Below are 22,787 nucleotides of genomic sequence, written 5' to 3' on the forward strand. Positions count from 1 at the left end.
CATTCTTTTACCCAATAAAAACATCTACGCCATAACCCGCTTGTAAATAAGGACTTACTTCATCCGGAGTTACTTCTATATCAATTACTGTTTCACCATTTTCTTTAACAGCTTCACCAGCAATAGCTGTTACCTTGCCAGGTAAACTAATAGTCTTATCTGCATAGGGCACAATTTCTACCTCACTCCCTATAGCTACCGATTTAATAAATTCTTCTGGAACATGGGCTGTAATCTTTAAACTGTTTTGATCAATAAGGCGAAGTACACTACCACTTTGTTCACCTACCCTAGAACCTTCTACTACGTTGATTTTAGATATGATAGCAGACTCTATATCCGTAATAATTGCATTGTCTTTAATATAACTTTTTTGAAATTTATCTCTCATCATTGAAATCTCTAAATTACCTATTTCATCTTTCAAGGCACTCGTCTGTACCATGGCATTATTACCTTTTTCTGTAGTACTTAGTCCATCTTTAGCATTGGCGATTTCAGCTTTTAATTTCTCTAATTCTAATGTTTTTTCCTTTACTAAAGTACTTTTTTTAGCTTCTAAGGTATCTATTTGTGTTTGCAACGTTGTTTTTTGCGTTTCTATGCCTTTGATTATTTTTGATGAACTTCCTCCCACCTCTAATAAAGCCGTTTGTACCTTATAATCTTCTTCTAAATCTTCTAATTGTTGCCTGATTGTTGTCAGTTCACTTTCTATGCTCAGTATTTCCGGATCTTGACCATCTGTTAAACGCTTTTCTAATAAACTAAGCTCCTCATTTAAAGCGGCTATATTTTTCACCTGCCCTGTGGCTTCTGTTAGCTTAGCTTCTGCTGTGATACTTTCTAAAGTCGCTTCTTTCTCTTTCATTAAAATGCTTTGCTTGTAAGGCTCATAATTTAAAAGAACTAGTTCCTCTCCTTTTTTTACAATTTGCCCTTCTTTTACTTTAATGGCTTCTACAGTTGCTGGAAAATCAACATAAATTTCTTTAATAATGGTTCCTTCTACTTCTCCCCAAGCTTCTACTTTCATATCTTCCTTTACAACTTGTTCTTCCATTTTAGCATCTGCCTTCACTTCCTTAGAACAACCTGCTAATAAACTTAAAGCTCCTATTCCTAAAACTATAGCTCCTATTCTTATACTCACAAAATCTTCCCCTTCCATATCAAACGATTTTTCTTACTTCGTTGTTACCAGTCTCTAGCTTACTAATCTGTCCATCCTTCACTACAATCAAATGAGTCCCATAATTAGCAGATTCTCTAGAGTGAGTGACCTGTACAATGGTTTTTCCTTCCTCTTTATTAATACGTTGAAGTAATTCCATAATCTCTATACCTGTTTTGCTATCTAAATTACCAATAGGCTCATCTGCTAAGATGAGATTGGGATTGCTCATAAGAGATCTAGCAATCGCTACTCTTTGTTGCTGTCCTCCTGATAGTTCTCTCGGCGTATATTTTCTTCTAGCAGTAAGTCCTACTTTCTCCAACAGTTCTTCTAACCTTTCTTTATAATCTTTTAATTTTTTACCGTCTAATAAAATAGGCAGCATAATATTTTCCTCTACTGTTAAATTAGGAATTAAATTATAAAACTGAAAAACGAACCCCATATCTCTTCGTCTCATAATACTTTCTTCTTGGTCTTTCATGGTCATTAATTCTTTTCCATTCACTTTAATACTGCCTTCACTAGGCTTATCTAAACCCCCTAAAAGATACAACAAGGTACTCTTTCCAGAACCCGAAGGTCCCATAATAGAATAAAACCCTCCTTTTTCAATAGTTAGATTAATATCCTTTAAAATGTGTATTTTTTCATCACCTAAATCAAAGCTTTTCCACAAGCCCTTCGTTTCAATAATAACCTCTGACACTATTACTCCTCCTTATCTTCTACTACCAGATTACTCATACTTAATAGCTTCAATAATCTGCAGCTTTGAACTTCTCTTTGCTGGTAAAATAGAACCTATTAAAGTAATGAGTGCACCTCCTACCAAATAGCTTATAAAAAGCTGAGGTATAATTTCCATTTTTACTGGTAGATTAAGTGCACTTAAAACGGCATCCATATTGAGCATGACCAGTATGCCACCTATAATACCTCCTATAGCACCTATTAAACCAGAACCCAAGGCTTCTATAAAAATCATTCCCAGTACTTGCCGCTTGCTCATCCCAATAGAACGTAAGATGGCTATACTTTGTTGCCTTTCAATGAAGCTAATAACTAGATTGTTGACCACTCCTATAATGCCAATAAGCATGGCTAAAATAGCAAAGGCATTAATCATCCCCATAAGAGAAGCATTACTATCTTGATTCCACTTTTTAATATCCTCAGTCGTATAAATATTGGTCCAAGTATCTTTAAAGGAACTACCTAGGCTTTCTACTACTTGCTGTTCTTCTTCTGGTTTTTTCACCTTAACTTGGATGCAATCATAGTAAATTTTATCAGCATCACGTTTATAATATTTCATAGGAAGTAGGCATAACCTACCATTTTCCCATATGGTATCCATAAACCCGATAATCTCATAATGCTTCTTCTCCTTGTCAAAATTCAAGGTTAATCGATCGCCTACCTTGAGCTTAAACTTCTTTCTTAAGTTTTCACTCACAATGATATATCTCCCCTCTTGAAGCTGCTTTAATAGCTGTGGTGCATCACCTAATAGGTTATAATCCTTAAACCTTATAAGGTCATCATTTTCATAGGCTTCAATAGCTATTTCTCTATTTTCTAATTCATCTACTCTTACCGAAAAGTCCTCCATGAACTTTAAGGATTCATATACACCATCATTTCTTTGAATGTTCCTTGCTTTTTGTTCGTCCATCTCTCCCGTTTCTACCCATACTTCAAAATGAAAAACACCGTCAAATAGGTCTAAAATTTGATCTGATACATTTTGTGTTAAAGTAGTAATCATCAGCAAAATACTGATTCCTATAGTAATTAAGGTAATACTATTTAAAACGCTTTTATTCTTTTTAATATTTTTACTTGCTAAACCTCCTAAATTACCAAATAGCTTTTCAAAAATAATGCCTAATACTTCTGCACTGTATAAAACAACAAGTGGTAAAATTTTAATCATCCCTATAATGATGAGAAATAGTGCTGCTACTGCATATACCGTTCCTATACTTGGACTTTCCATTCTCCCTAAAATAAAACCAAAAACAATAAGGCCACTTCCCTCTAAAAAACTTCTAAAACGCTTCTGAGATTTGTGAGCTTTTATATTTAAAATAATGTCCTTTAATGAAATATGATTCGTGCTTAAAATAGGTACTAGTGTACTAAAGAAAGCAATGACGTTGGCTAACACAAACGTTAAAAGACAACTTATAGATGTAATACTCATTTCTACCTTCCCTGAAATATAACTAGAAGACATCACCCAGGTTAAGATGTATAAAATGCCTATGCCTAAGATAACTGCTACTAAGCCGCCTACTACGCCATAAAAGCAAGTTTCTAAAAGCAGTACTTGATTCATCTTTCTTTTACTAGCACCAATGCTTCTAAAGGTACCCATCATTGGCAACTTTTCTAGCATAATGACTTTAAAGGAAGAATAAATAATAAAACAACTCATAAAGATAACCATGTATGTCATAAGCATAAAAGGGTCTGTCATCCAAGCAATGCTTTCTTTAAAAACCGCTTTATCCAAAACTGCTTCCACATCATAACGTGAATAGATACTTTTTAATGTTCCTATCAGCTGCTCCTCACTTATGCCTTCCTGCAATTGAACATACAAAGCTGTAGGCTTTCCATTACCACCCCTATATTCACTTAAAGTCTCCATAGGCATTATACTGGTATAACCATTTCCCTCACCTGCGAAAATCCCTTGTCTTTCAGCAATTCCTACTATCATGAGCTTTCTATTAACACCATTTATTTTAAGTGTTATACTTTCTCCTACTAATAACCCATAATGCTTTGCCGCTTTTTCACTCACAATGATTTTAGGTCCAGTGAAAGGTTCTACCTGACTGTTTGCCACTAAACTCAGTTTATTAATGGCCTTATAATCCTCTAATTCATAGCCGTTAATACTGATGTTTTCATAGGTATTAACACCTACCTTATATGCCCCCATACCACCTACATAAGGAATCACCTTGCTTTCTTTTACTTCACTCATTAAATGCGGGTTTATAAAAGACGAAGGAGATTGATTATTAGGCTTAACAACCACATCTACCTGTCCTATCTCCTGCCTTAAATTATTTTCATACATCCTAGTAATACTATCTGATAGCTGACTAGAAGCTAAAAATAAAGCACCAGCTAAACTAATGGCTAATATAATTAAAAAGGTCCTAGACTTCTTTTCTAACATAGATTTAATCGTATACTTTAGTAAAATCCTCATTTTCACGCCTCCCTGCTTCTACATGATTATTGTATCGAAAGCCACCTGTCTAGGTAACTAACCTTGGTCATATGTTTTGGTCATATGACTTTCTGACTTTAGTCATACTCAAAAATATTTATTTTCACAAACAAAAAAGAAGTGTAACTAATGCATCACGCATTTAGTACACTCCTCTACTATTATTGACGTTCATATATGATTGGTTCTTCAAACCCAAAGGTAATTTTGTCATTTCTTCTAAATACTTCACTTACCTCTAATACTGTTGGTGTTGCTTTTTCTTGTAGCGTAAAACTTATACCATTACCGAAATCACTTATACTACTTCCTCGAAAACAATCTTCATAATATTCATAAATCATAGGATTAAACTTTTCTGAAATTTGTAGTTTCCTATAGTCCATTACTAATTCATGGTTATCATTTCTAAAGTCTTCTTTTGATATTCCTTCTGGAAGTTCATAAGACGTTAGTCTTACTTTTCCTGCTTCATTTAAGTCAAATAAAAATAAATGAGGTAAAACCTGCATTCGTTCTCCTATTTGGTAATAGCTTTCTTCAATAACAAAATAGCCTTTAAATGCCTCAGGTAGGTTCTTTATTTTACTATTACAAATACCATTGATATGTCTTGCTCTTGGATGTATGATACTTCCTTGTTCTAATTCTTTTGCTACCTGCTTATCATTATTAAATCGTCCACATAAATAAGTAATAAAATGTTCTAAAATGTCCATAATAATCCTCCTTTGAATTTACTTTACTGTTCAATTTGCATTTTAACTACTTTGAGCGTTTATGACAATACATTTGCTTATCTGCTCCATTAATAAATGCATCCATCGTATGGATATTATTTTCACCAAATACGGTATATCCCATACTGAGGGAAAGTATATATTCTGCTTGTCCAGATTTATTAAATATTTCGACTCGTTCTTGTATTTGCCTTGTCATTGCCTCAACTTCATCTCTACTAGCTCTTCGCCCCACAATAAGGAATTCATCTCCACCCATTCTGGCTAAATAATCCTTTTTCACACTGCAAGCTCTCTTCAAAATAGTAGCAATTTGAATAAGTGCTTTATCCCCTATTAAATGACCAAAGGTATCATTAATACCTTTAAATTTATCTACATCAATAAATAATGCAAATAATATTCCATCCTTAGGCTTTTGCATATTATTTAACAAGTAGTTTTCAATAAATTTTCTATTATACAAACCTGTTAACTGATCTGTGTAAATTTGATGATTTTGTATATTAATATACATATTTAGCAACGTCAACGTAACCAAAATCCAAGTAATCGATACGCCACATATAAATGACTGCACAACACTTCCAATAAAGGGGACTATAGGAAGTATAAGCATATAATGATATAATTCCTTTTTTGTTAAATCATCACTTTCCTTCCCTTTTTTTATGGTTAAATAAGCCGCATAAAATAAATAAGTAAATGCCAAAAGAGGAATGCCTATAAATAGACTCCCCTTGTGATAATCATTATATTTATCAATAGCATAAATCCATCCCGTAATAGGGCTTAATAATGTTAGAAAGGTACTTATTATAGTGGGAATAACATATATAGGCATATATTTTAATAATCTTTTCTTATTCTGATTTATTTTATAATCATTATAAAGCAGCCAAAAAAAGCAAATTAATGGACTTAAAATAAAATAGATGGTTGTAATAACTATATTCCATTCTCTGGCATAAGCAAATTGTCTATGATTTAAAAGATACATGACCGCATCACATATTAATAGAAATAGATTGGTTATCAATAATAGTGCAAATAAATTTTGGTCGAGTAGCATCTTTCTCCTCTGATTTTTTATGAGATTAAATAGCAACATCATCAAAATAACAATTCCTAATATATCTACCTCTAAATAAAGCAATTCTAGCATCCAGTCACCTCGTTTAAATAATGTGTAAACTGATTATATCAACATATTATTTATGTTGTCACCAAATTTATTTATAATTGTTTAATTTTCTACTAAAATGTAGTTTATTTGATGTAAGATATATATTTTATCCTTGTATAATCCAATCGTCTAAAAGTATAAAAATAGCTGTTGCAAACACCTTCATTTTGCAACAGCTACTTTTAAAATCAATGATGTTTCCCTCTACAAATCATTTGTGTCATAGTACCCATAGGGCAATAAACACACCATGATCGTGGCTTAAATAATACCATTGTTATGATGCCCATCACACTTGAGGTTAACATCACACTATAAAAGCCAAACGCAAATTGTGCTATCCAAGGTGCTACTATATTTTCTGTATAAGCCCAGTTCCACGGTAACTTAAACGTCCACAGCAAAGTAACAACTTCTTTTAAACCCTTATTTCCTGCAAAGACTAAATAGGTTGTAAATAGCATATTCACAAACATGGTTAAGAAAAAAATGAGAAAGCCATAGCGAAACCATTTAGCTCTAAGAAAAGCAGGAATATCTTTTCTTCTAGATAACTTTAGCTTATTGCCTAAAACTTCAAACAGTTGCCCTCTACCACAATACTTATTACAATAAGTCTTATTTCCTTTTACTATGGAAATAATAAGTGGAACAAAGAAACAAATTAATCCTACCCATGCAAAAAGAATATTAATAAACCCTAAAATCAAATAGATTGAAGAGAAAATCCATAAATAATTATACCATTCCTTCTTTTTCATTTTTATTAATCTCCTCTTCTGCTAAATTTGTAATCATTTCAATCACAGAGGCTGGACACGCTTTTTTACAAAGCCCACAGCCTATGCATAAGTCTGTGTTCACCTCTGCATAAATGCCTCTCGGTACTGTAATGGCTAATTTAGGGCAGACTAAAATACAAGTGCCACAAGCCACGCATTCTTTCTCTAATACACTTGCATATCTTTTTCTTTTTTGGATTGCCATAAATGTCCTCCTTTTTTTCTAATTACTTTTATCTTATTAATAAATGGCTTTTATCTCTGTAACTTAGTTACATGAGTCAAAGCTTCCGCTTTTTATTAAAAACATCACTTTGCCTTCAACCATGATTTTCCGGTATGTTTTTAGCGTCCTTGCATCATAATAAATATGTACTCTTAAACTCAATCATATTGGAGGCCACATACTATGAGTAATTCCAAGGCACCTAAATCACCCACTAATAATGAATGGTGCAGCGATTCATCTAATCAAAGCACCGAAGGCACTAAATATTTTCACGATAAAGCAAAGAAATCTGCTACTAACAATCAATGGGTATCTAGAAATACACCTGCCGAGTAAAGCAGAAAACCTCCAATAAACACTTAGTAGTCTGCACCTACTTCATGTTTATTGGAGGTTTTATTATGCCCTTAATCATCTAACTTACACCTATCTTAATCCTAAAATAGAGAAAAACAAAAAAGTATTGACTTGGAGTTCACTCCAAGGCTTACAATAGACTCATCCTTTGTAGAACACTATGAAGATAGAGTAAAACAGGTAAGCTTACTTAGAATTACTCAAACCATTAAAGAGATTTAACATCGTTAGGAGGAAACACAATGTATTTAGAACAAATCAATCAGCCATCAGATTTACACAAATTAAATGATAGGCAGTTAAAGGAATTAGCAGAGGAAATGCGTCAAGCACTTTTAGAAAAACTAAGTAAACGTGGTGGACATTTTGGACCAAACTTCGGTATGGTGGAAGCTACAATCGCACTTCATCATGTGTTCAATTCACCAATAGATAAAATGGTGTATGATGTCTCTCATCAAAGCTATTGCCATAAGATGCTTACAGGAAGAAAAAATGCTTTCCTTTACGAAGCACATTATGATGATATAACCGGCTATAGTAATCCAAAGGAAAGTGTACATGATTTCTTTACCATCGGTCACACTTCAACTTCTATCAGCCTTGCATGTGGTTTAGCAAAAGCTAGGGATTTAAAAGGAGATAAGGAAAACATCATTGCCATTATTGGGGACGGTTCTTTAAGTGGCGGAGAAGCATTAGAGGGATTAGACTTTGCACCGGAACTTAATAGCAACCTCATTATTATTGTTAATGATAACGATATGTCTATTGCAGAAAACCATGGTGGCCTTTACAAAAACCTTAAACTACTTAGAGAGACAGAAGGAAAGGCCGAATGTAACTTATTTAAAGCAATGGGTCTTGATTACCTTTTTGTAAAAGAAGGTAATGATATACAAACGCTTATTACTGCTTTTGAAAAAGTAAAAAATATTAACCATCCAATCGTTGTTCATATTTGTACACAAAAAGGCAAAGGCTATGCCTTAGCTGAAGAAAACAAGGAGTCTTGGCACTGGTGTATGCCCTTTGACATAGAGACAGGGAAACCTACCCTTACTTTTGACGGTGAGGATTACTCTAGTATAACAAGTGATTTTCTGCTACAAAAAATGAAAGAAAATCGGGCCCTAGTTGCTATTACTTCTGCAACGCCTACAGTCTTGGGCTTCACCGAAGATAAAAGGAAGGAAGCCGGTAAACAATTTGTGGATGTGGGCATTGCTGAAGAACACGCTGTTGCACTTGCATCAGGTATTGCAGCTAATGGTGGTATCCCTGTATATGGTGTCTATAGCACCTTTATTCAAAGAACCTTTGATCAACTTTCTCAAGACCTCTGTATTAATAATAATCCAGCAACCATCATTGTGTATGCTGCTTCCGTATATGGTATGAATGATGTAACACACCTTGGAATCTATGATATTCCTCTAATGGCTAATATCCCAAATCTGGTTTACTTAGCACCTACTACCAAAGAAGAATATCTAGCTCTACTTGATTGGAGTACTACTCAAAAGGAACATCCAGTAGCTATCCGTGTGCCAGGAGGGAATATGCTTTCTACTGGTGAACCTGCTATTAAGGATTTTAGTAAGCTTAATGAATATCAAGTCACACACAAAGGAAATAAAGTGGCTATTGTGGCATTGGGTACATTCTATACACTAGGCACTAAAGTTGCAAATGCCATTACTGATCAAACAGGTATAACCCCAACTCTTATCAATCCACTCTATATTACTGGTATTGATAAACCATTATTAGAATCCCTTAAAGCAACTCATGATATCGTTATTACCTTAGAAGATGGTATATTAGACGGTGGTTTTGGTGAGAAAATTACAAGATTTTATGGTGCTTCAGATGTGAAGGTACTCAATTATGGATTGAGGAAAGAATTCCTTGATCGCTATGATGTTAATGACGTACTTTATAAAAATCGCTTAACAGTAGAACAAATCGTAGCAGATGTAACAAATCTTCTCTAAATATTTAAAAACATTTCATAAATAATTATTCACATTAATAATTTTAAAATTTAAAATATTATTTAGTCTCTCATTCTAAATTAAAATAAAGAAAGGCCACCAAATCTCTCCTCATAGATTTTACTTAAAGGATATTAGGTGGCTTTAATTGTTCTACTAAGATGCTTATCATTTATTTAGGTTATAACAATGATTTAAAGGTCCGTTCCCTTTACCTAGATTTAACCCATCTTCTAATGCACCTCTTACATAAAACTTTGCTTTTTCTATGCTTTCAGCTAGAGTGAAATCTACTGCCAAGTTACATGCTATAGCTGAAGATAATGTACACCCTGTCCCATGGGTATTATCTGTAGCAATTCTTTCTCCTACAATCCATAGCGCTTTTCCTTTGTTATATAATAGGTCATCAGCACCTTCTGTGAAATGCCCTCCTTTAATAAGTACAGCCCCTGACAAGTTATTTGAAATCACTTCAGCTGCTTTTAACATATCCTCTTTGCTTTGAACCGAAAAACCACATAAGCATTCAGCTTCTGGAATATTAGGAGTAATGACTTCAGCTAATGGTAAGAGCTTCTCTACTAAAGCCCTCTCTGCACCTAGATTTAATAGTTTACCACCACTAGTAGCCACCATGACTGGATCTACTACAATGTGTTTTGCATCATACTGTACAAGTTTTTCTACAATTACTTTAATAATTCCTTCATTAGATACCATACCAATCTTTACAGCATCAGGTACAATATCTGTAAAAATAGCATCTAACTGTTTTCCCACAAAATCAGCTGCTACATCCACTACACCATAAACGCCTGTGGTATTTTGAGCTGTTAAAGCTGTAATCACGCTCATGGCATACATCTTATGCGCCGTAATCGTCTTCATATCAGCTTGAATGCCAGCACCACCACTACAATCTGAACCCGCAATCGTCAATATTTTTTTCATTTCATTACCTCTTTATCTTTATTAGTCTTTGATAACTATCCATTCAATTGGTACCATAAATAGAAATTTGTCGGTGGCTTTACTAGGCTATTTGGGCGGAACTGAGAGAGGGTGACTATCCTACGTGGTTCCGCTAGGACAGCCACCCTCTCTCAGTTCTACCAGCAATAACGCGTAAAGTCGCCTCCATTAAGTGTTTTCAAGAAAAAACAAAACTTGTTATTATCTTTTTTCTGCACTTTTCACTTAGGGGTTTGAACGCTTAAGAGATCAATAATGCTTGTAAGGCTCCCTAGCTTCCTTACAGAGCTACTTCTTGGCAAAATAGACTTATGGGAAGCTTTATACGTTATTGCCTTGGGCGCCTGCCCTTGGCTTCGAGTATTTTTTAACTGTCGTTACGCCTTCTTTCCACGCCGCTTCACTGTCTTGGATGTTTATGAGGTCAACAACGTTTGTGAAAATGAGTGGGTATGGGTACCTGGAGTAGTGACTTGGGGCATTTTTTAGAAGCACTTAGTGAACGTTTTAGATGGGTTTTAGGCAGCTGTTTGAACGAAGTGAGTTCTGCCGTTCATCTAAATAAGTGAACTTAGTGCTTCAAAAAATGTGAACCGGAACAACGGAAGGCACCCATACCCACTCATTTTCTCTCAGACGTACTTCTCATAAACGCCAAGACAAATTTCTATTTCACCTACTTATTACTTGCTCTGCTTTCTCCTTTAAGGCACAGGTTGCTTCTCTTATGTTTTGACTAGCAAATATAGCGGATACCACTGCTACCCCTACAATCCCTGAATCTTTTAATTGCACCATATTATCCTTGGTAATCCCCCCTATTGCAATAACTGGAATATGTACAGCATTACAAATAGCCTTTAAGGTCTCAAAAGATACCCCTTTTGCATCTTGCTTGGTTGAGGTGGAAAATACAGCACCTACACCTATGTAATCAGCACCATTAGCTTCTGCACGTAAGGCTTTCTCTACTGTTTGGGCTGATACACCTAGAATTTTATTAGGTCCTATTAGCTTTCTTACATTCTCTGCTTCCATATCCTTTTGTCCTACATGGACACCATCTGCATTTACTGCTAAGGCAACTTCTACTTCATCATTAATGATAAAAGGAATATGGTAAAAATCTGTTAGCTTTTTTATTCTTTTTGCTTCTTCAATAAAGGCTTCCTTTGACAACTCTTTTTCTCTTAGTTGTAAAAAAGTAACTCCAGCTTCTAAAGCTTCTTTGACTTGCTCTTCTAAGCTGGCTTTACCTACCCAGCTTCTATCTGTTACAGCATAAAGTAATAAATCCTTTTTATCGCACTTCAATTTTACAACCCCCTTTTAGTTTTTCATCAGTTAGTTTACTTATCTCATCAATCATTAGCATTTTATAGGTCGAGGTTCCTCCCTCTATTTGCTTTAATTTTTCATAAGCAATTTCTCCGCAATATCCCATAGCACTTATGGCCATCACCGCCGCTTCTATAGCCTTTTCCCTATGAGCTGCTACATAAGCTGCCATAATGCCTGTGAGCATACAGCCTGTCCCTGTAATCTTGGCCATTAATGGGTTACCATTACGAATTACATAAGCTTTACTGGTATTTACCACAAGATCAATAGCTCCTGTAATAGCAATAATAGCCCCTGTCCTTTCACTTAACTTTCTAGCAAAACAAATCATTTCATCTAAATTCTCTTCTGTTACACCATCACCTTCTGCGGCATCTACACCTTGTGTATTCCCATCACCAAAGACTAAAGTTTTAATCTCTGAAATATTCCCTTTAATAACATCAAAGTGAATCTCTTTTATTAGCTGAAGAGCTGTTTCTGTACGTAGCTTTGAAGCACCTGCTCCCACTGGATCTAGTACCACTACGTGTCCTAATTCATTAGCTTTTTTCCCAGCGGAGAGCATAGAAGCTGTTGTTCTTCGATTAAGCGTTCCAATATTAAGGACTAAACCTTGACATAAGCTTGTCATTTCTTCTACTTCTCCTAAATCATCTGCCATAATAGGCGAACCACCAGCTGCTAATAAGCTATTAGCTACATCATTAACTGTTACATAATTTGTAATACAATGTATAAGTGGTACTAGTTTTCTTACTTTCTCAATCACATCATCAAGCATTGACTTTCTCCTTCTTTATTTTTTATATAATTAAAAATAGTAGGCCATACCATTAGGGTATGACCTACTATGAGTTCACTGGTTGCTCCCTTCGCTGGTATTATCCAAATCAGGTTATAAAGGTCGAAGTTAGATGACTTCCTCTCAGCCTGCTCCCACAAGCTCCCTTGCTATTTCTTATTTATCTTAATTCTTAATTCTTAATCAACATTATACTCCCCTCTAAAGAAAGTAACAATTATTTTATTGCATTGTTAAAGTTTGAAGTCGTTTAAAGTTACTTATTTCATACTCATTTATTTTATCTTCATATAAGTAGTAAAGTTTGTTACCTATGTAACACACTCGATCTTCATTATAGCCATAATAATACCCATAGCTATTAGTAAGCCTTCCTAGTTTAGCTTTTCCTACCAACTTACCATTTTCTACTGCAAACACATACGCGCCATAAAAATTTTCTAAGTTTTTTTCTTTATTATAAATAATTGTAACAGGAATAGCTAGCATTGCTTTTCCCTTATGAACAGTAACTGCTTTGTGATTATATTGGGCACTGCTGTAGCTCCCTCTAGTTCCTAGAATAATTTTATTCACTTCCTTTGGTTCATTTGGATTACTCACATCAAAAAGGGATAGTTTAATTCCTGCTTGCAGAGCCGAAGCATTGCTATATTGACTGCCACCTTCTTCTTCATCCATAGTGGCTATTCCAATACCAACTACTAAATTTTCTGCAATGGGATGGAGATAAGTACTTACTCCTGGAATTTTTAATTGACCTTTTACCTTTGGTTCTTTAGGATTGCTTAAGTCTAGTACAAACAAAGGATCCATTTGCTTATACGTTACTAAATACCCTGTTTTCCCTTCAAATCTAGCACTATAAATACGTTCAGTAGGAGCCAAACCCGTTAAGCTGCTTACTTGATTCATTTGTTTATCAAAGATAAATAGATTATTTATGGTTTCATACGTTTGCTGATTATAGCTAGTGGTGGCTACGCGTAAATAATTATCATATAAATCCATAGCAAATTGATTATATAACCTGCCTTCTATGACACCTGTTCCTACATACTTTAAGCTCTGTCCCTCCACATTAAAGCGGCTAATGGTACTATAGCCACCATAGATTTCTAGAAACATTGCTTCTTTATCCATATAAACATTACCTATAGCTCCTAAAAGCATTTTCAGCTCTGTAGGTTTACTTTGTTTTAAATCTATTGTTGTTAATACAGTTGTATTTAACATATATCTGGTTTGAGCCCAGGGTACATCATAAATCTGGTTAGGCTTAGCTAATTGTAGTTCTTCTCCTTGCAAGCTATCCTTATAAGCTGGCAATATATCTTCCTTTGTATAAGCATTATTTGCTTTCCTCATAATCATACTTTCTGTAACCAAATAAAGCTTATCTTCGATCTTTCTCATTGTATGTTTATTGCCTTGTACAGAAATTTCACGTTTTAATCTTGGTTCTTTTTTATTACTTACATCGTATATGCTAATATTGGTATACTGCCTAGCGATTTGATTAACCACTTCACCGTTTTTTAAAGTAATTGGAATTTCTCTAGGTTCATAACGACGTCCTTCACTACCTATGACAATAAGCTGGTTACCCTCTAAAAACATGCTGTTAAACTGAACCATATCACTTTCTATCTTCCCTATAATATGCAAACTAGGTTGAGTATCCATAATCATAATCTTACTATGGTCTACTAGTTTATAGATGTATCTATCATCATTTTTTAGTACATCATCTTCATCCACTCCTTGCTCTTGAATATTAGTTTCTGAATAACCACCTTCTGATGTGGCACTTTTCATATCGCTAGTCTGATCATTGGCTACAATGTCCTGTGTATTAGGCACGGTGTTTTCTAAGCCTCTGAGTACTTCGTACTCACTTAAAGTTTCTGGTTCTACAAGTATTTTTTTATCTGTTAATAGCCTTACTAATTCTGCTTCGTCTTTTATAGGTACAAGCTTTGTCTCTTGATTTGTTCTTGCGCCTAAAATAATAGTACTAGTCAATAATACACTTAATCCAACTACAGCTCCTAATGCTTTAAATCCTTTCATTTCTTCTCCCCTTTCTTTTTAACCCTACTTCTTGTCATTTTATTTTCCCCTTGCTTATATTAACTATAATTGAAGTAAATATATTTTGCAATTTTCAAATTATATTTTTCTTTAAATATCCTCATAATTTTTTAAAACTATCTGTGTATTATGCAAGCTTAGTGATGTGTCTCGATTAACATATTATAGATGGTACATAAACATTTAGGTGTGTTAGCCCCAGTGAAAAACGTGACATGTATTTAAAGCATCATAAAAACTGCCAGTAGATTATACCTACTGGCAGAAAAAATTTTTATTTTTTAATTGTCTACTTGGCAGGGAACAGCTTACAGTACTCTCAGCAATTCTCTGTTTTTATGTAACAAGCTTAATAGGTTCATAGAAATAATTTATAAACTTTCGCCATTTGTACCCATAACCTTTTTATACCAATAACCTGAGTTTTTGATGATACGACGCTGTGTAAGATAATCAACATATACAAGACCGAATCGAGGCGCATACCCCTTTGCCCATTCAAAGTTATCTAGAAATGACCAATGCATATATCCCATCACTTCTATGCCATCTTCAGCAGCTTGTTTTAAAGCACTAATATAACGAGTCAAAAAATCAATACGATAATCATCATGCACCCTGCCATCTAGATGAACTAAGTCACAACCTGCCATACCATTTTCAGTAATTAAAATAGGTAATTTATATCGCTCATATAAAAATTTAGGTGACCAATATAAGACTTCCGGCGTAATTGCCCATCCTAAACTCGTTACTGGTTGCCCTGGATATTTGGGAGTAGCAAAAGCATTTTGAGATTGATAAATATTAGCACCATAAAAATCAATAGGCTCTGAGATAATAGCCATATCTCCTGGATTAATGGAAGGCATATCCTCTCCCAAGGCTTTATAGGCTTCCTCTGGATATTGGCCAAATACAATAGGGTCCCCCCACCAGCTATTTGTAAAGATAAAGTTATCTCGATCCAGGGCAAAGCTACACTTTCTAGCTACTTCAATATCCTTTGTTGATCTTGAATGAGGAATAGAACAAGGACCTGTTGGAGCAAAGCCAATAATCGCTTTTTTCTTTGCATACTGTCTAATGGTTCTAACAGCTTTTCCATGAGCTAAAAGAATGTTGTGAGACATTTGTGTCAGTTCACTTGTAGGAAGTTTATAAAACGGCGCATGCACCCCATCTTTATAACCTAATCCTACGAAAACTTGAGGTTCATTAATCGTAATCCAATAAGTTACGCGGTCAGAAAGATGGTCAACGATTACCTTTGTATAGTCAGCAAACCAATCGCTACTTTCTGGATTTAGCCACCCTCCTTTTCTTTGCAAGGCATTGGGTAAATTCCAATGGTAGAGCGTCACTAAAGGGGTAATCCCATTTTCTAATAAGGTATCCACCAAGTCAGAATAAAAGTCTAAACCCTGCTTATTAATTTTACCTATGCCATCTGGAAATACACGAGGCCAACTAATAGAGAAACGGTAGTTCTTGATCCCCATTTCCTTCATAAGCATAATATCGTTTTTATAAAGGTGATAATGATTACAGCTTATATCTCCATTTTCTCCGTTTTTAATGGTGTTAGGAAGTCTAGAATAGGTATCCCAGATCCCAAGCCCTTTTCCATCTTCATTATAAGCACCTTCTATTTGATAAGCAGCAGTTGCCACGCCCCACATAAAATCTTTAGAAAAACTCATTGGTTCCACCTCTTTCTTAATCCATATAGATTAATGATAGCCTTAACAAAAGGTCTTAACAATGACTAATCTTGCTTGTTTACTGATGAAAAATGCTTTTTTAAGATTTGTATTGTTGTAAGCGAAACTCACTAGGAGTCAAACCTGTGCTAGATTTAAATTGACGCATAAAGTGTACATCATTTTCATAGCCACAAGTTTCAGCAATATATTTAATAGAAAGATTGGTTTGTGATAAGTAGTATTTAGCATATTCAATACGCGCATTAATAATATCTTTTAAGCATGTGACGCCAAAGTTTTTTTTGTATAAACGCTGAAAATAGTAAGGACTAAGCGTAGCTTCATGTGCTAAACCCTCAATGCACCATTTCTCATAAGGTGCGCTATAAATCTTGCTACGTAAAAGAGAGAATTTGTCATGATGAATCTTTTCAATGCCCTTATTAAGAGCGGGTATGACCTGAGCTATTTTTAATAAAAAAAGCCTCATATAATGGTCTAATGCTTCACGGCCATAATTCTGCCCAGCGTAATATTCATATGTCATATTTTTAATCAGCAAAGAAAAGTATTGCATGTTATTGATGGGAATAGGCTTTTCAAATGGAATATGTAGCTTTTTCAAGAAATCCTCATCACCAGAATCAAGTGTAAAATTAAACCAATCATTAGAAAAAGGCTGTTTGTAAGCCTCATAATATTGAGGTGTTCCTTTTTGGTATAGAAAAAATATATTAGGTGAGGTATATACATCTTGTCCATTCACATGAAATAAAGCAGGGCTTTTTATAAGCAGCGCAAGATAATCACCACATCCATCGGGACGTTCAATTTTAAAATCCATGTCATGGACATGATTATGTCCAATATAGGTCATTTGCATAAGCAACCTCCTATCCAAAGCAGTATCTATCAGTTAATTGACATGATACATCATTGATACATAAATTTCAAATTAAAACATGGTGCTTAAGCAATGAGATGGAATATATTAAGATATAGTATAGAAAAATAAAAGGTTACCTCTAATGAAGTAACCTTTTATTTGAAATTTATAAGATAGACCAGGTTAATATAAACATACCAAATACGATGGATACCATCGCTATAAGTTTAATTAAAATATTAATGGCTGGACCTGCTGTATCTTTAAATGGATCTCCTACGGTGTCACCTACTACTGCTGCTTTATGTGCATCAGAACCTTTGCCACCTAAATTACCCTCTTCAATATACTTTTTCCCATTATCCCATGCACCACCAGAGTTAGCCATCATTACAGCCAGAATAAAACCTGTAGTAGTGGCACCAGCTAATAAACCTGCTACACCATTTGGACCTAATAATAAGCCAACTGCTAATGGAGAAACAACACCTAATAAAGCAATTTTAACTAGCTCTTTTTGAGATGCTTTTGTACAAATATCTACACAAGCAGCATAATCTGGCTTAGCCTTACCTTCCATTAATCCTGGAATTTCATTAAACTGCCTTCTTACCTCAACCACAATTTTGCCTGCTGCTTTACTAACAGAACTCATAGCAAATGCTGCAAATACAAAGGTAGCCATACCACCTACGAATAAACCTATTAAGACTTGTGGGTTAATAATCGATAAATCAAAGGTAAAATCTAAACCTCTTTGTTTGACTAACAGTTCTATAGAATCTTTATATGCTGCAATAAATGCTAAAGCAGTAAGGGCTGCTGAACCAATAGCGAAGCCTTTACCTGTAGCTGCAGTTGTATTACCTAATGAATCAAGTGCATCTGTTCTTTCTCTTACCACACTTTCAAGCTCTGCCATTTCTGCAATACCACCTGCATTATCTGCCACAGGTCCATAAGCATCTGTGGCTAAGGTAATCCCTAATGTAGAAAGCATACCTACAGCTGAAATAGCAATACCATATAAGCCCATATTAAAGTTATCAGCACCACCCGCTAAAAGATAGCTGGCAATAACTGAGATACCCACAATAATAACAGGTACAGAGGTAGACAGCATACCTATTGAAATACCACTAATAATAACAGTAGCTGAACCTGTCTGGGCAGACTCTGCTAATTGTCTTGTAGGCTTGTATTGACTACTTGTAAAGTATTCTGCAAAAAAGCCAATACCAATACCTGCAATCAGTCCACTTAAAATAGCAAAGTAAATACCTACATGTTCCTGTCCTAGTACATTAACAACGAGGAAATAAGCTGCAATCATAATGACGATAGCTGAGAAATAAACACCCTTTCGTAAAGCTCTAAGTAACATCTTTTGGGAAGCCTTTTCCCCTGTTCTTACAAAAAAGGTACCTAGAACTGAAGCAATAACCCCTATAGCCGCTACCAACATAGGGATAACAACACCCTTCATCCCTAAGCCTGCTGCCACAGCCAAAGCACATGAAGAAATAATAGAACCTACATAAGACTCATAAAGATCAGCTCCAAGTCCTGCTACATCTCCTACATTATCCCCCACATTATCTGCAATAACAGCGGGGTTTCTAGGGTCATCTTCTGGAATTCCCTTTTCTACTTTACCTACTAAATCTGCTCCTACATCTGCTGCTTTAGTAAAGATTCCTCCACCAACTCTTGCAAATAATGCCATAGAAGAAGCACCCATACCAAAGGTTAGCATTGAAGAAGTAATATAAACAATACGCTCTGCTTCTGGTAATGCTCTATAATACCAGTCTAATATGTAATACCAAATACTTAAATCTAACAAGCCAAAACCTACTACTACTAGCCCCATTACTGCACCACTAGAAAATGCTGCTCTAAGTCCCGAGTTTAAACTCTTTGTACATGCCCAGGTCGTCCTAGAGTTAGCGGATGTTGCTATTTTCATACCTAAAAAGCCACTTAATCCAGAGAAAAATCCTCCAGTTAAAAAGGCGTACGGTACAAAAACACTTACATAGTCAAGCCTACTTAAAATAAAAAGCACTACAAACATTCCTGCAAAAAAGATTGCCACACCCTTATACTGCCTAATTAAATATGCCTTTGCTCCTACCCGTATACTTGATGCAATTTCTTTGATTTTTTCTGTTCCCTCACTCATTTTTAGTACTTTTCTGCTGAAGTACACTGCAAATAGTAATGCAATGATTGAACAAATAGGTACTAGTACTACTAAATCCATAAAATCCCTCCTACAGACTATAGTGACTTGCCACTTCTATTATATCTGTTTTATTTTTATATACATCTCTATTTTATTAATCTAAACACAATCTTTATGCCAAATTTCACCTAATATATTATTATTTTTCTAAAACAATTTTTGATAATTGATAAAAATAAAACACATTAAATTGTTAATCTTCTATTTTAAAATACCATCAAAATAAAAAGATTAACAATTTATGAACATATTAATCGAAATATATTTAATTTTAGGTACAATTAAGTTATACTAGAATATATAAATAAAATACGACCACCTTATAAAGGAGTGAAAGTATGTTTGATACAGCTTTCTGTCATGTTTGCTATAGACCTGATCTCTACATCGTCTTTATGCAATGGAAAAAGCCTTGTGTTGGCAATGACTATCGTGACCCTTTCTACTATGCGCTTTATCTTTTAAAGAAATATAGGGTTTCTAATATGGTCATTGATGTTACCTCTGCCTTTGGAACAGGTGCTGAGGATATGGACTGGACTTTTAAAGAATTTATTCCAACTATGGCTTATACTACTTGCAGTGAAATTGTCTTTATCAAAGGTACTACCAATTATGTATTTAGTGATATTACTACCCTTACCAGAGAATTCGTTAAATATTTTATGGTTTATCAATGTACCTCTTTTGAATCTGCTATTGATACGTTATACTAGACATCCTTTATTTAATAAACAAAACAAAGGAGGATCAGCTAATGGCTGTATCCTCCTTTGTTTTGTTTATTAATATTTTTCTACAAGTTCTTTCATTGTGCTCAAATCCATAGCTCCTGGCACATATAAAGCAACCTCACCCTTAGGATTAATAATAAAAGTGGTTGGGAATGCTGTGATTTGGTAGTTATACATAAGTTCAGCACTTTCATCAAATACAACAGGGAAGGTATACCCTTCATCATCTAAGAATGCAATAATGTCTTCTTTACTGCCTTCTCTTCCTATATTAGGCATGGCTACACCTAATACAATCACCTCGTCTTCATTTAAACCATATTCTTCATAAAGCTTCTCTATATCTGGCATCTCTTTTTTACAAGGTGGACACCAGGTAGCCCAAAAGTTTAAAAACACTGTTTTCCCTTGATAATCACTAAGCTTATGTGTATTACCATATTGATCTTCCAGAATAAAATCCGGTGCTAAAACAGCTTCTTCATCTACTTCTGCTTCTTCATTTGATTGTTCTTCTTTTGACGAACTTTGTTCTTGCACTTTTTCATTCGTAGGCTTAGTAATGACTTCCTTCGGTCCTGTTAATCCATTCAATAAAAAAACAAGCCCAGTTAATACAAGTAACATACCACCTATTCTTTTTATGCTTAGCCCCTTACTCTTAACACGTTCTAAAAGCTCTATCATTTTTTCTGCAAATACTGCTAAAAGCAGGAATGGTACTACAAATCCTAAAGTATACACACCTATTAACAAGTAACCTGTTAGTGCATTACTACTGGTAGAAGCTACTACCAAAACAGATGCTAGCATAGGTCCTATACAAGGTGTCCAACCAAAACTAAAGGTAAACCCTAAAATATACGCTGCTAAAGGATTCATCTTTTTTACTTGATAGTGCATACGTTTCTCTCGTTGAAGTTCATCTATTTTGAGTAGATCCATATAAAACAAGCCCATGCCAATAATAAGTAGCCCTCCTAAACCTAAAAAGACATTCTTATTACTCATTAAAAACGGCCTGATAAATCCTACCCCTGTTCCTAAAATAAGAAAGGTTGTAGATATACCTAATACAAATAATAGGGTGTTAATTAATAATGTTTTCCTATTACGTTTTGCTTGTCCTTCATTATCAGTGTTTTGAGAAAGCATTGCTAAGTACACTGGTAAAATAGGCAAGACACAAGGGGATAAGAAGGATACCAATCCTTCTATAAATACTACAACTAAATTAAGCTTCTCCACTCACTTCACCTCTACTTTCTTCATACATAACCAATCCACTAGGTATCAATAATTAATCTATCAGAAATAGCGTATCATAACAATTAGACACTTTTCTGTAACCAGGTCACTTATTAATCACAAGTTAAATGATTATTTCCCCACTCAATCATCTGCTCCACAATAGGAAGTAATGATAATCCTGTTTCACTCAAATAATACTTAGATTCGATTGTATTACCACTTATCACTTTTTCATTTTCTACAATTCCTTGTTCCATTAATAAATCTAGCTGCTGTGAAAGCATTTTCTTAGTACATCCGTCTATTTCGCGTTGAAGCTGTCCAAAACGTTTCTCCTCTTTTTGTAATGTCCATATAATAGTGGCCACCCATTTTTTACCTAAAATATTAGATAACGCTTCAACAGGGCAACTATATTCTTCTGCCTTTATTTTAAACATGATTGTATACCTCCACTTAGTACTAACAAAAAAACGGCTTATTGCACATTACGGCTCTTTGTCTTCATCCAAAGCCAAGCCTTCATTATGTATAAACCGTTTCTTCTTTATTTAAGCTGTTTTCTCAATTTTTACTTTGGCTACTTCCCTTGGCTTTCCTGCCTGATCAACAGCCACACCAATAAATAATCCCTCTGAAGCTAAAGTTGTACTACCTGTTTGTACATCTTCTATAAAAACCTGTACACATACCTTCATGGAAGTTCTACCAGTCTCTATTAATTCTCCTACGCATCTAACCACTGACTTAGCAGGAATAGGTTTTATCATTTTTAAATCATTAACAGCTGCCGTTACAGCATTTCCTTCTGCATGTCTTACAAACACCAGACCTGCTGTATTGTCCATCAACTTCATTATTTCTCCGCCATGCATATTCCCCATACCATTCAAATGCTCAGGTAAAACAAATTGCATAGTCTCTACTCTTGATAATAAATTACTTTTTATCATGGCTCAATCTCCTTATGCTCTAATTTTATGTCCTTTTCCATTTTGTCTCTATTCTATAATATTAAACTAGTAT

General features: G+C 34.7%; 20 protein-coding genes and 1 riboswitch. Of the genes, 3 read left to right on the top strand and 17 right to left on the bottom strand.

What is annotated here, in order from left to right:
- Positions 1-7 precede the first annotated feature (7 nt).
- From EKH84_RS18680 to EKH84_RS18710, 7 genes are all read right to left on the bottom strand, one after another.
- The gene (locus EKH84_RS18680) at positions 8-1,153 is read right to left on the bottom strand and encodes an HlyD family secretion protein (RefSeq protein WP_190283396.1); all 1,146 of its coding nucleotides are present in this window, start codon (positions 1,151-1,153) and stop codon (positions 8-10) included.
- A 19-nt stretch (positions 1,154-1,172) separates the two neighbouring features.
- The gene (locus EKH84_RS18685; RefSeq protein ID WP_013658113.1) at positions 1,173-1,886 is read right to left on the bottom strand and encodes an ABC transporter ATP-binding protein; all 714 of its coding nucleotides are present in this window, start codon (positions 1,884-1,886) and stop codon (positions 1,173-1,175) included.
- A gap of 30 nt (positions 1,887-1,916) precedes the next feature.
- On the bottom strand, positions 1,917-4,409 hold the full coding sequence (locus tag EKH84_RS18690; protein WP_127067458.1) for an ABC transporter permease: 2,493 nt from the start codon (positions 4,407-4,409) through the stop codon (positions 1,917-1,919).
- Positions 4,410-4,591: 182 nt separating this feature from the next.
- Positions 4,592-5,149, bottom strand: coding sequence for a hypothetical protein (locus EKH84_RS18695; RefSeq protein WP_127067459.1), 558 nt, complete (start codon positions 5,147-5,149; stop codon positions 4,592-4,594).
- Positions 5,150-5,195: 46 nt separating this feature from the next.
- Entirely contained in the window at positions 5,196-6,335 is a 1,140-nt protein-coding gene (locus tag EKH84_RS18700; protein ID WP_127067460.1) for a GGDEF domain-containing protein, read from the bottom strand.
- A gap of 209 nt (positions 6,336-6,544) precedes the next feature.
- Positions 6,545-7,117: a 4Fe-4S binding protein gene (locus EKH84_RS18705; RefSeq protein WP_127067461.1), complete on the bottom strand. Its 573-nt coding sequence runs from the start codon at positions 7,115-7,117 to the stop codon at positions 6,545-6,547.
- On the bottom strand, positions 7,095-7,343 hold the full coding sequence (locus tag EKH84_RS18710; RefSeq protein WP_127067462.1) for a 4Fe-4S dicluster-binding protein: 249 nt from the start codon (positions 7,341-7,343) through the stop codon (positions 7,095-7,097). The genes EKH84_RS18705 and EKH84_RS18710 overlap by 23 nt, the downstream gene beginning before the upstream one ends.
- 204 nt (positions 7,344-7,547) lie before the next feature.
- Between EKH84_RS18710 and EKH84_RS22240 the strand changes: the two genes are divergently transcribed.
- Positions 7,548-7,703 (top strand): hypothetical protein, encoded by a 156-nt coding sequence (locus EKH84_RS22240; RefSeq protein WP_013658118.1) that lies wholly within the window; start codon positions 7,548-7,550, stop codon positions 7,701-7,703.
- A 263-nt stretch (positions 7,704-7,966) separates the two neighbouring features.
- Positions 7,967-9,721: a 1-deoxy-D-xylulose-5-phosphate synthase gene (locus EKH84_RS18715; protein WP_127067463.1), complete on the top strand. Its 1,755-nt coding sequence runs from the start codon at positions 7,967-7,969 to the stop codon at positions 9,719-9,721.
- A gap of 168 nt (positions 9,722-9,889) precedes the next feature.
- Here EKH84_RS18715 and thiD read toward each other — a convergent pair whose 3' ends face one another.
- The 7 genes from thiD to EKH84_RS18750 form a co-directional block, all read right to left on the bottom strand.
- Complete coding sequence (gene thiD, locus EKH84_RS18720; protein ID WP_127067464.1) at positions 9,890-10,675, bottom strand: bifunctional hydroxymethylpyrimidine kinase/phosphomethylpyrimidine kinase; 786 nt, start codon at positions 10,673-10,675, stop codon at positions 9,890-9,892.
- Between the two features lie 693 nt (positions 10,676-11,368).
- Positions 11,369-12,010, bottom strand: coding sequence for a thiamine phosphate synthase (gene thiE, locus EKH84_RS18725; RefSeq protein WP_127067465.1), 642 nt, complete (start codon positions 12,008-12,010; stop codon positions 11,369-11,371).
- Positions 11,997-12,821 (bottom strand): hydroxyethylthiazole kinase, encoded by an 825-nt coding sequence (gene thiM, locus EKH84_RS18730; protein ID WP_127067466.1) that lies wholly within the window; start codon positions 12,819-12,821, stop codon positions 11,997-11,999. The genes thiE and thiM overlap by 14 nt, the downstream gene beginning before the upstream one ends.
- Before the next feature lie 69 nt (positions 12,822-12,890).
- Positions 12,891-13,000, bottom strand: a riboswitch (TPP riboswitch).
- A gap of 64 nt (positions 13,001-13,064) precedes the next feature.
- Complete coding sequence (locus tag EKH84_RS18735; protein ID WP_127067467.1) at positions 13,065-14,915, bottom strand: beta-propeller domain-containing protein; 1,851 nt, start codon at positions 14,913-14,915, stop codon at positions 13,065-13,067.
- A 392-nt stretch (positions 14,916-15,307) separates the two neighbouring features.
- A complete protein-coding gene (locus tag EKH84_RS18740) occupies positions 15,308-16,639 on the bottom strand; it encodes a GH1 family beta-glucosidase (protein ID WP_127067468.1) in 1,332 nt (443 codons plus the stop codon).
- 100 nt (positions 16,640-16,739) lie between these two features.
- A complete protein-coding gene (locus EKH84_RS18745; RefSeq protein ID WP_127067469.1) occupies positions 16,740-17,525 on the bottom strand; it encodes an AraC family transcriptional regulator in 786 nt (261 codons plus the stop codon).
- A gap of 169 nt (positions 17,526-17,694) precedes the next feature.
- Complete coding sequence (locus tag EKH84_RS18750) at positions 17,695-19,794, bottom strand: sodium-translocating pyrophosphatase (protein WP_127067470.1); 2,100 nt, start codon at positions 19,792-19,794, stop codon at positions 17,695-17,697.
- A gap of 320 nt (positions 19,795-20,114) precedes the next feature.
- On the opposite strand from EKH84_RS18750, the gene EKH84_RS18755 reads away from it, so the two are divergent.
- Positions 20,115-20,492, top strand: a complete 378-nt coding sequence (locus EKH84_RS18755; protein ID WP_013658140.1) for a hypothetical protein — start codon at positions 20,115-20,117, stop codon at positions 20,490-20,492.
- A gap of 69 nt (positions 20,493-20,561) precedes the next feature.
- On the opposite strand, the gene EKH84_RS18760 is transcribed toward EKH84_RS18755, so the two are convergent.
- From EKH84_RS18760 to EKH84_RS18770, 3 genes are all read right to left on the bottom strand, one after another.
- Positions 20,562-21,758, bottom strand: a complete 1,197-nt coding sequence (locus tag EKH84_RS18760; protein ID WP_127067471.1) for a cytochrome c biogenesis protein/redoxin — start codon at positions 21,756-21,758, stop codon at positions 20,562-20,564.
- A 113-nt stretch (positions 21,759-21,871) separates the two neighbouring features.
- The gene (locus EKH84_RS18765) at positions 21,872-22,201 is read right to left on the bottom strand and encodes a winged helix-turn-helix transcriptional regulator (RefSeq protein WP_013658142.1); all 330 of its coding nucleotides are present in this window, start codon (positions 22,199-22,201) and stop codon (positions 21,872-21,874) included.
- Between the two features lie 111 nt (positions 22,202-22,312).
- A complete protein-coding gene (locus EKH84_RS18770; protein WP_013658143.1) occupies positions 22,313-22,714 on the bottom strand; it encodes an acyl-CoA thioesterase in 402 nt (133 codons plus the stop codon).
- Between the last annotated feature and the right edge of the window lie 73 nt (positions 22,715-22,787).

Origin of the sequence: Cellulosilyticum sp. WCF-2 (assembly GCF_003990395.1) — a bacterium.
Taxonomy (GTDB): domain Bacteria; phylum Bacillota; class Clostridia; order Lachnospirales; family Cellulosilyticaceae; genus Cellulosilyticum; species Cellulosilyticum lentocellum.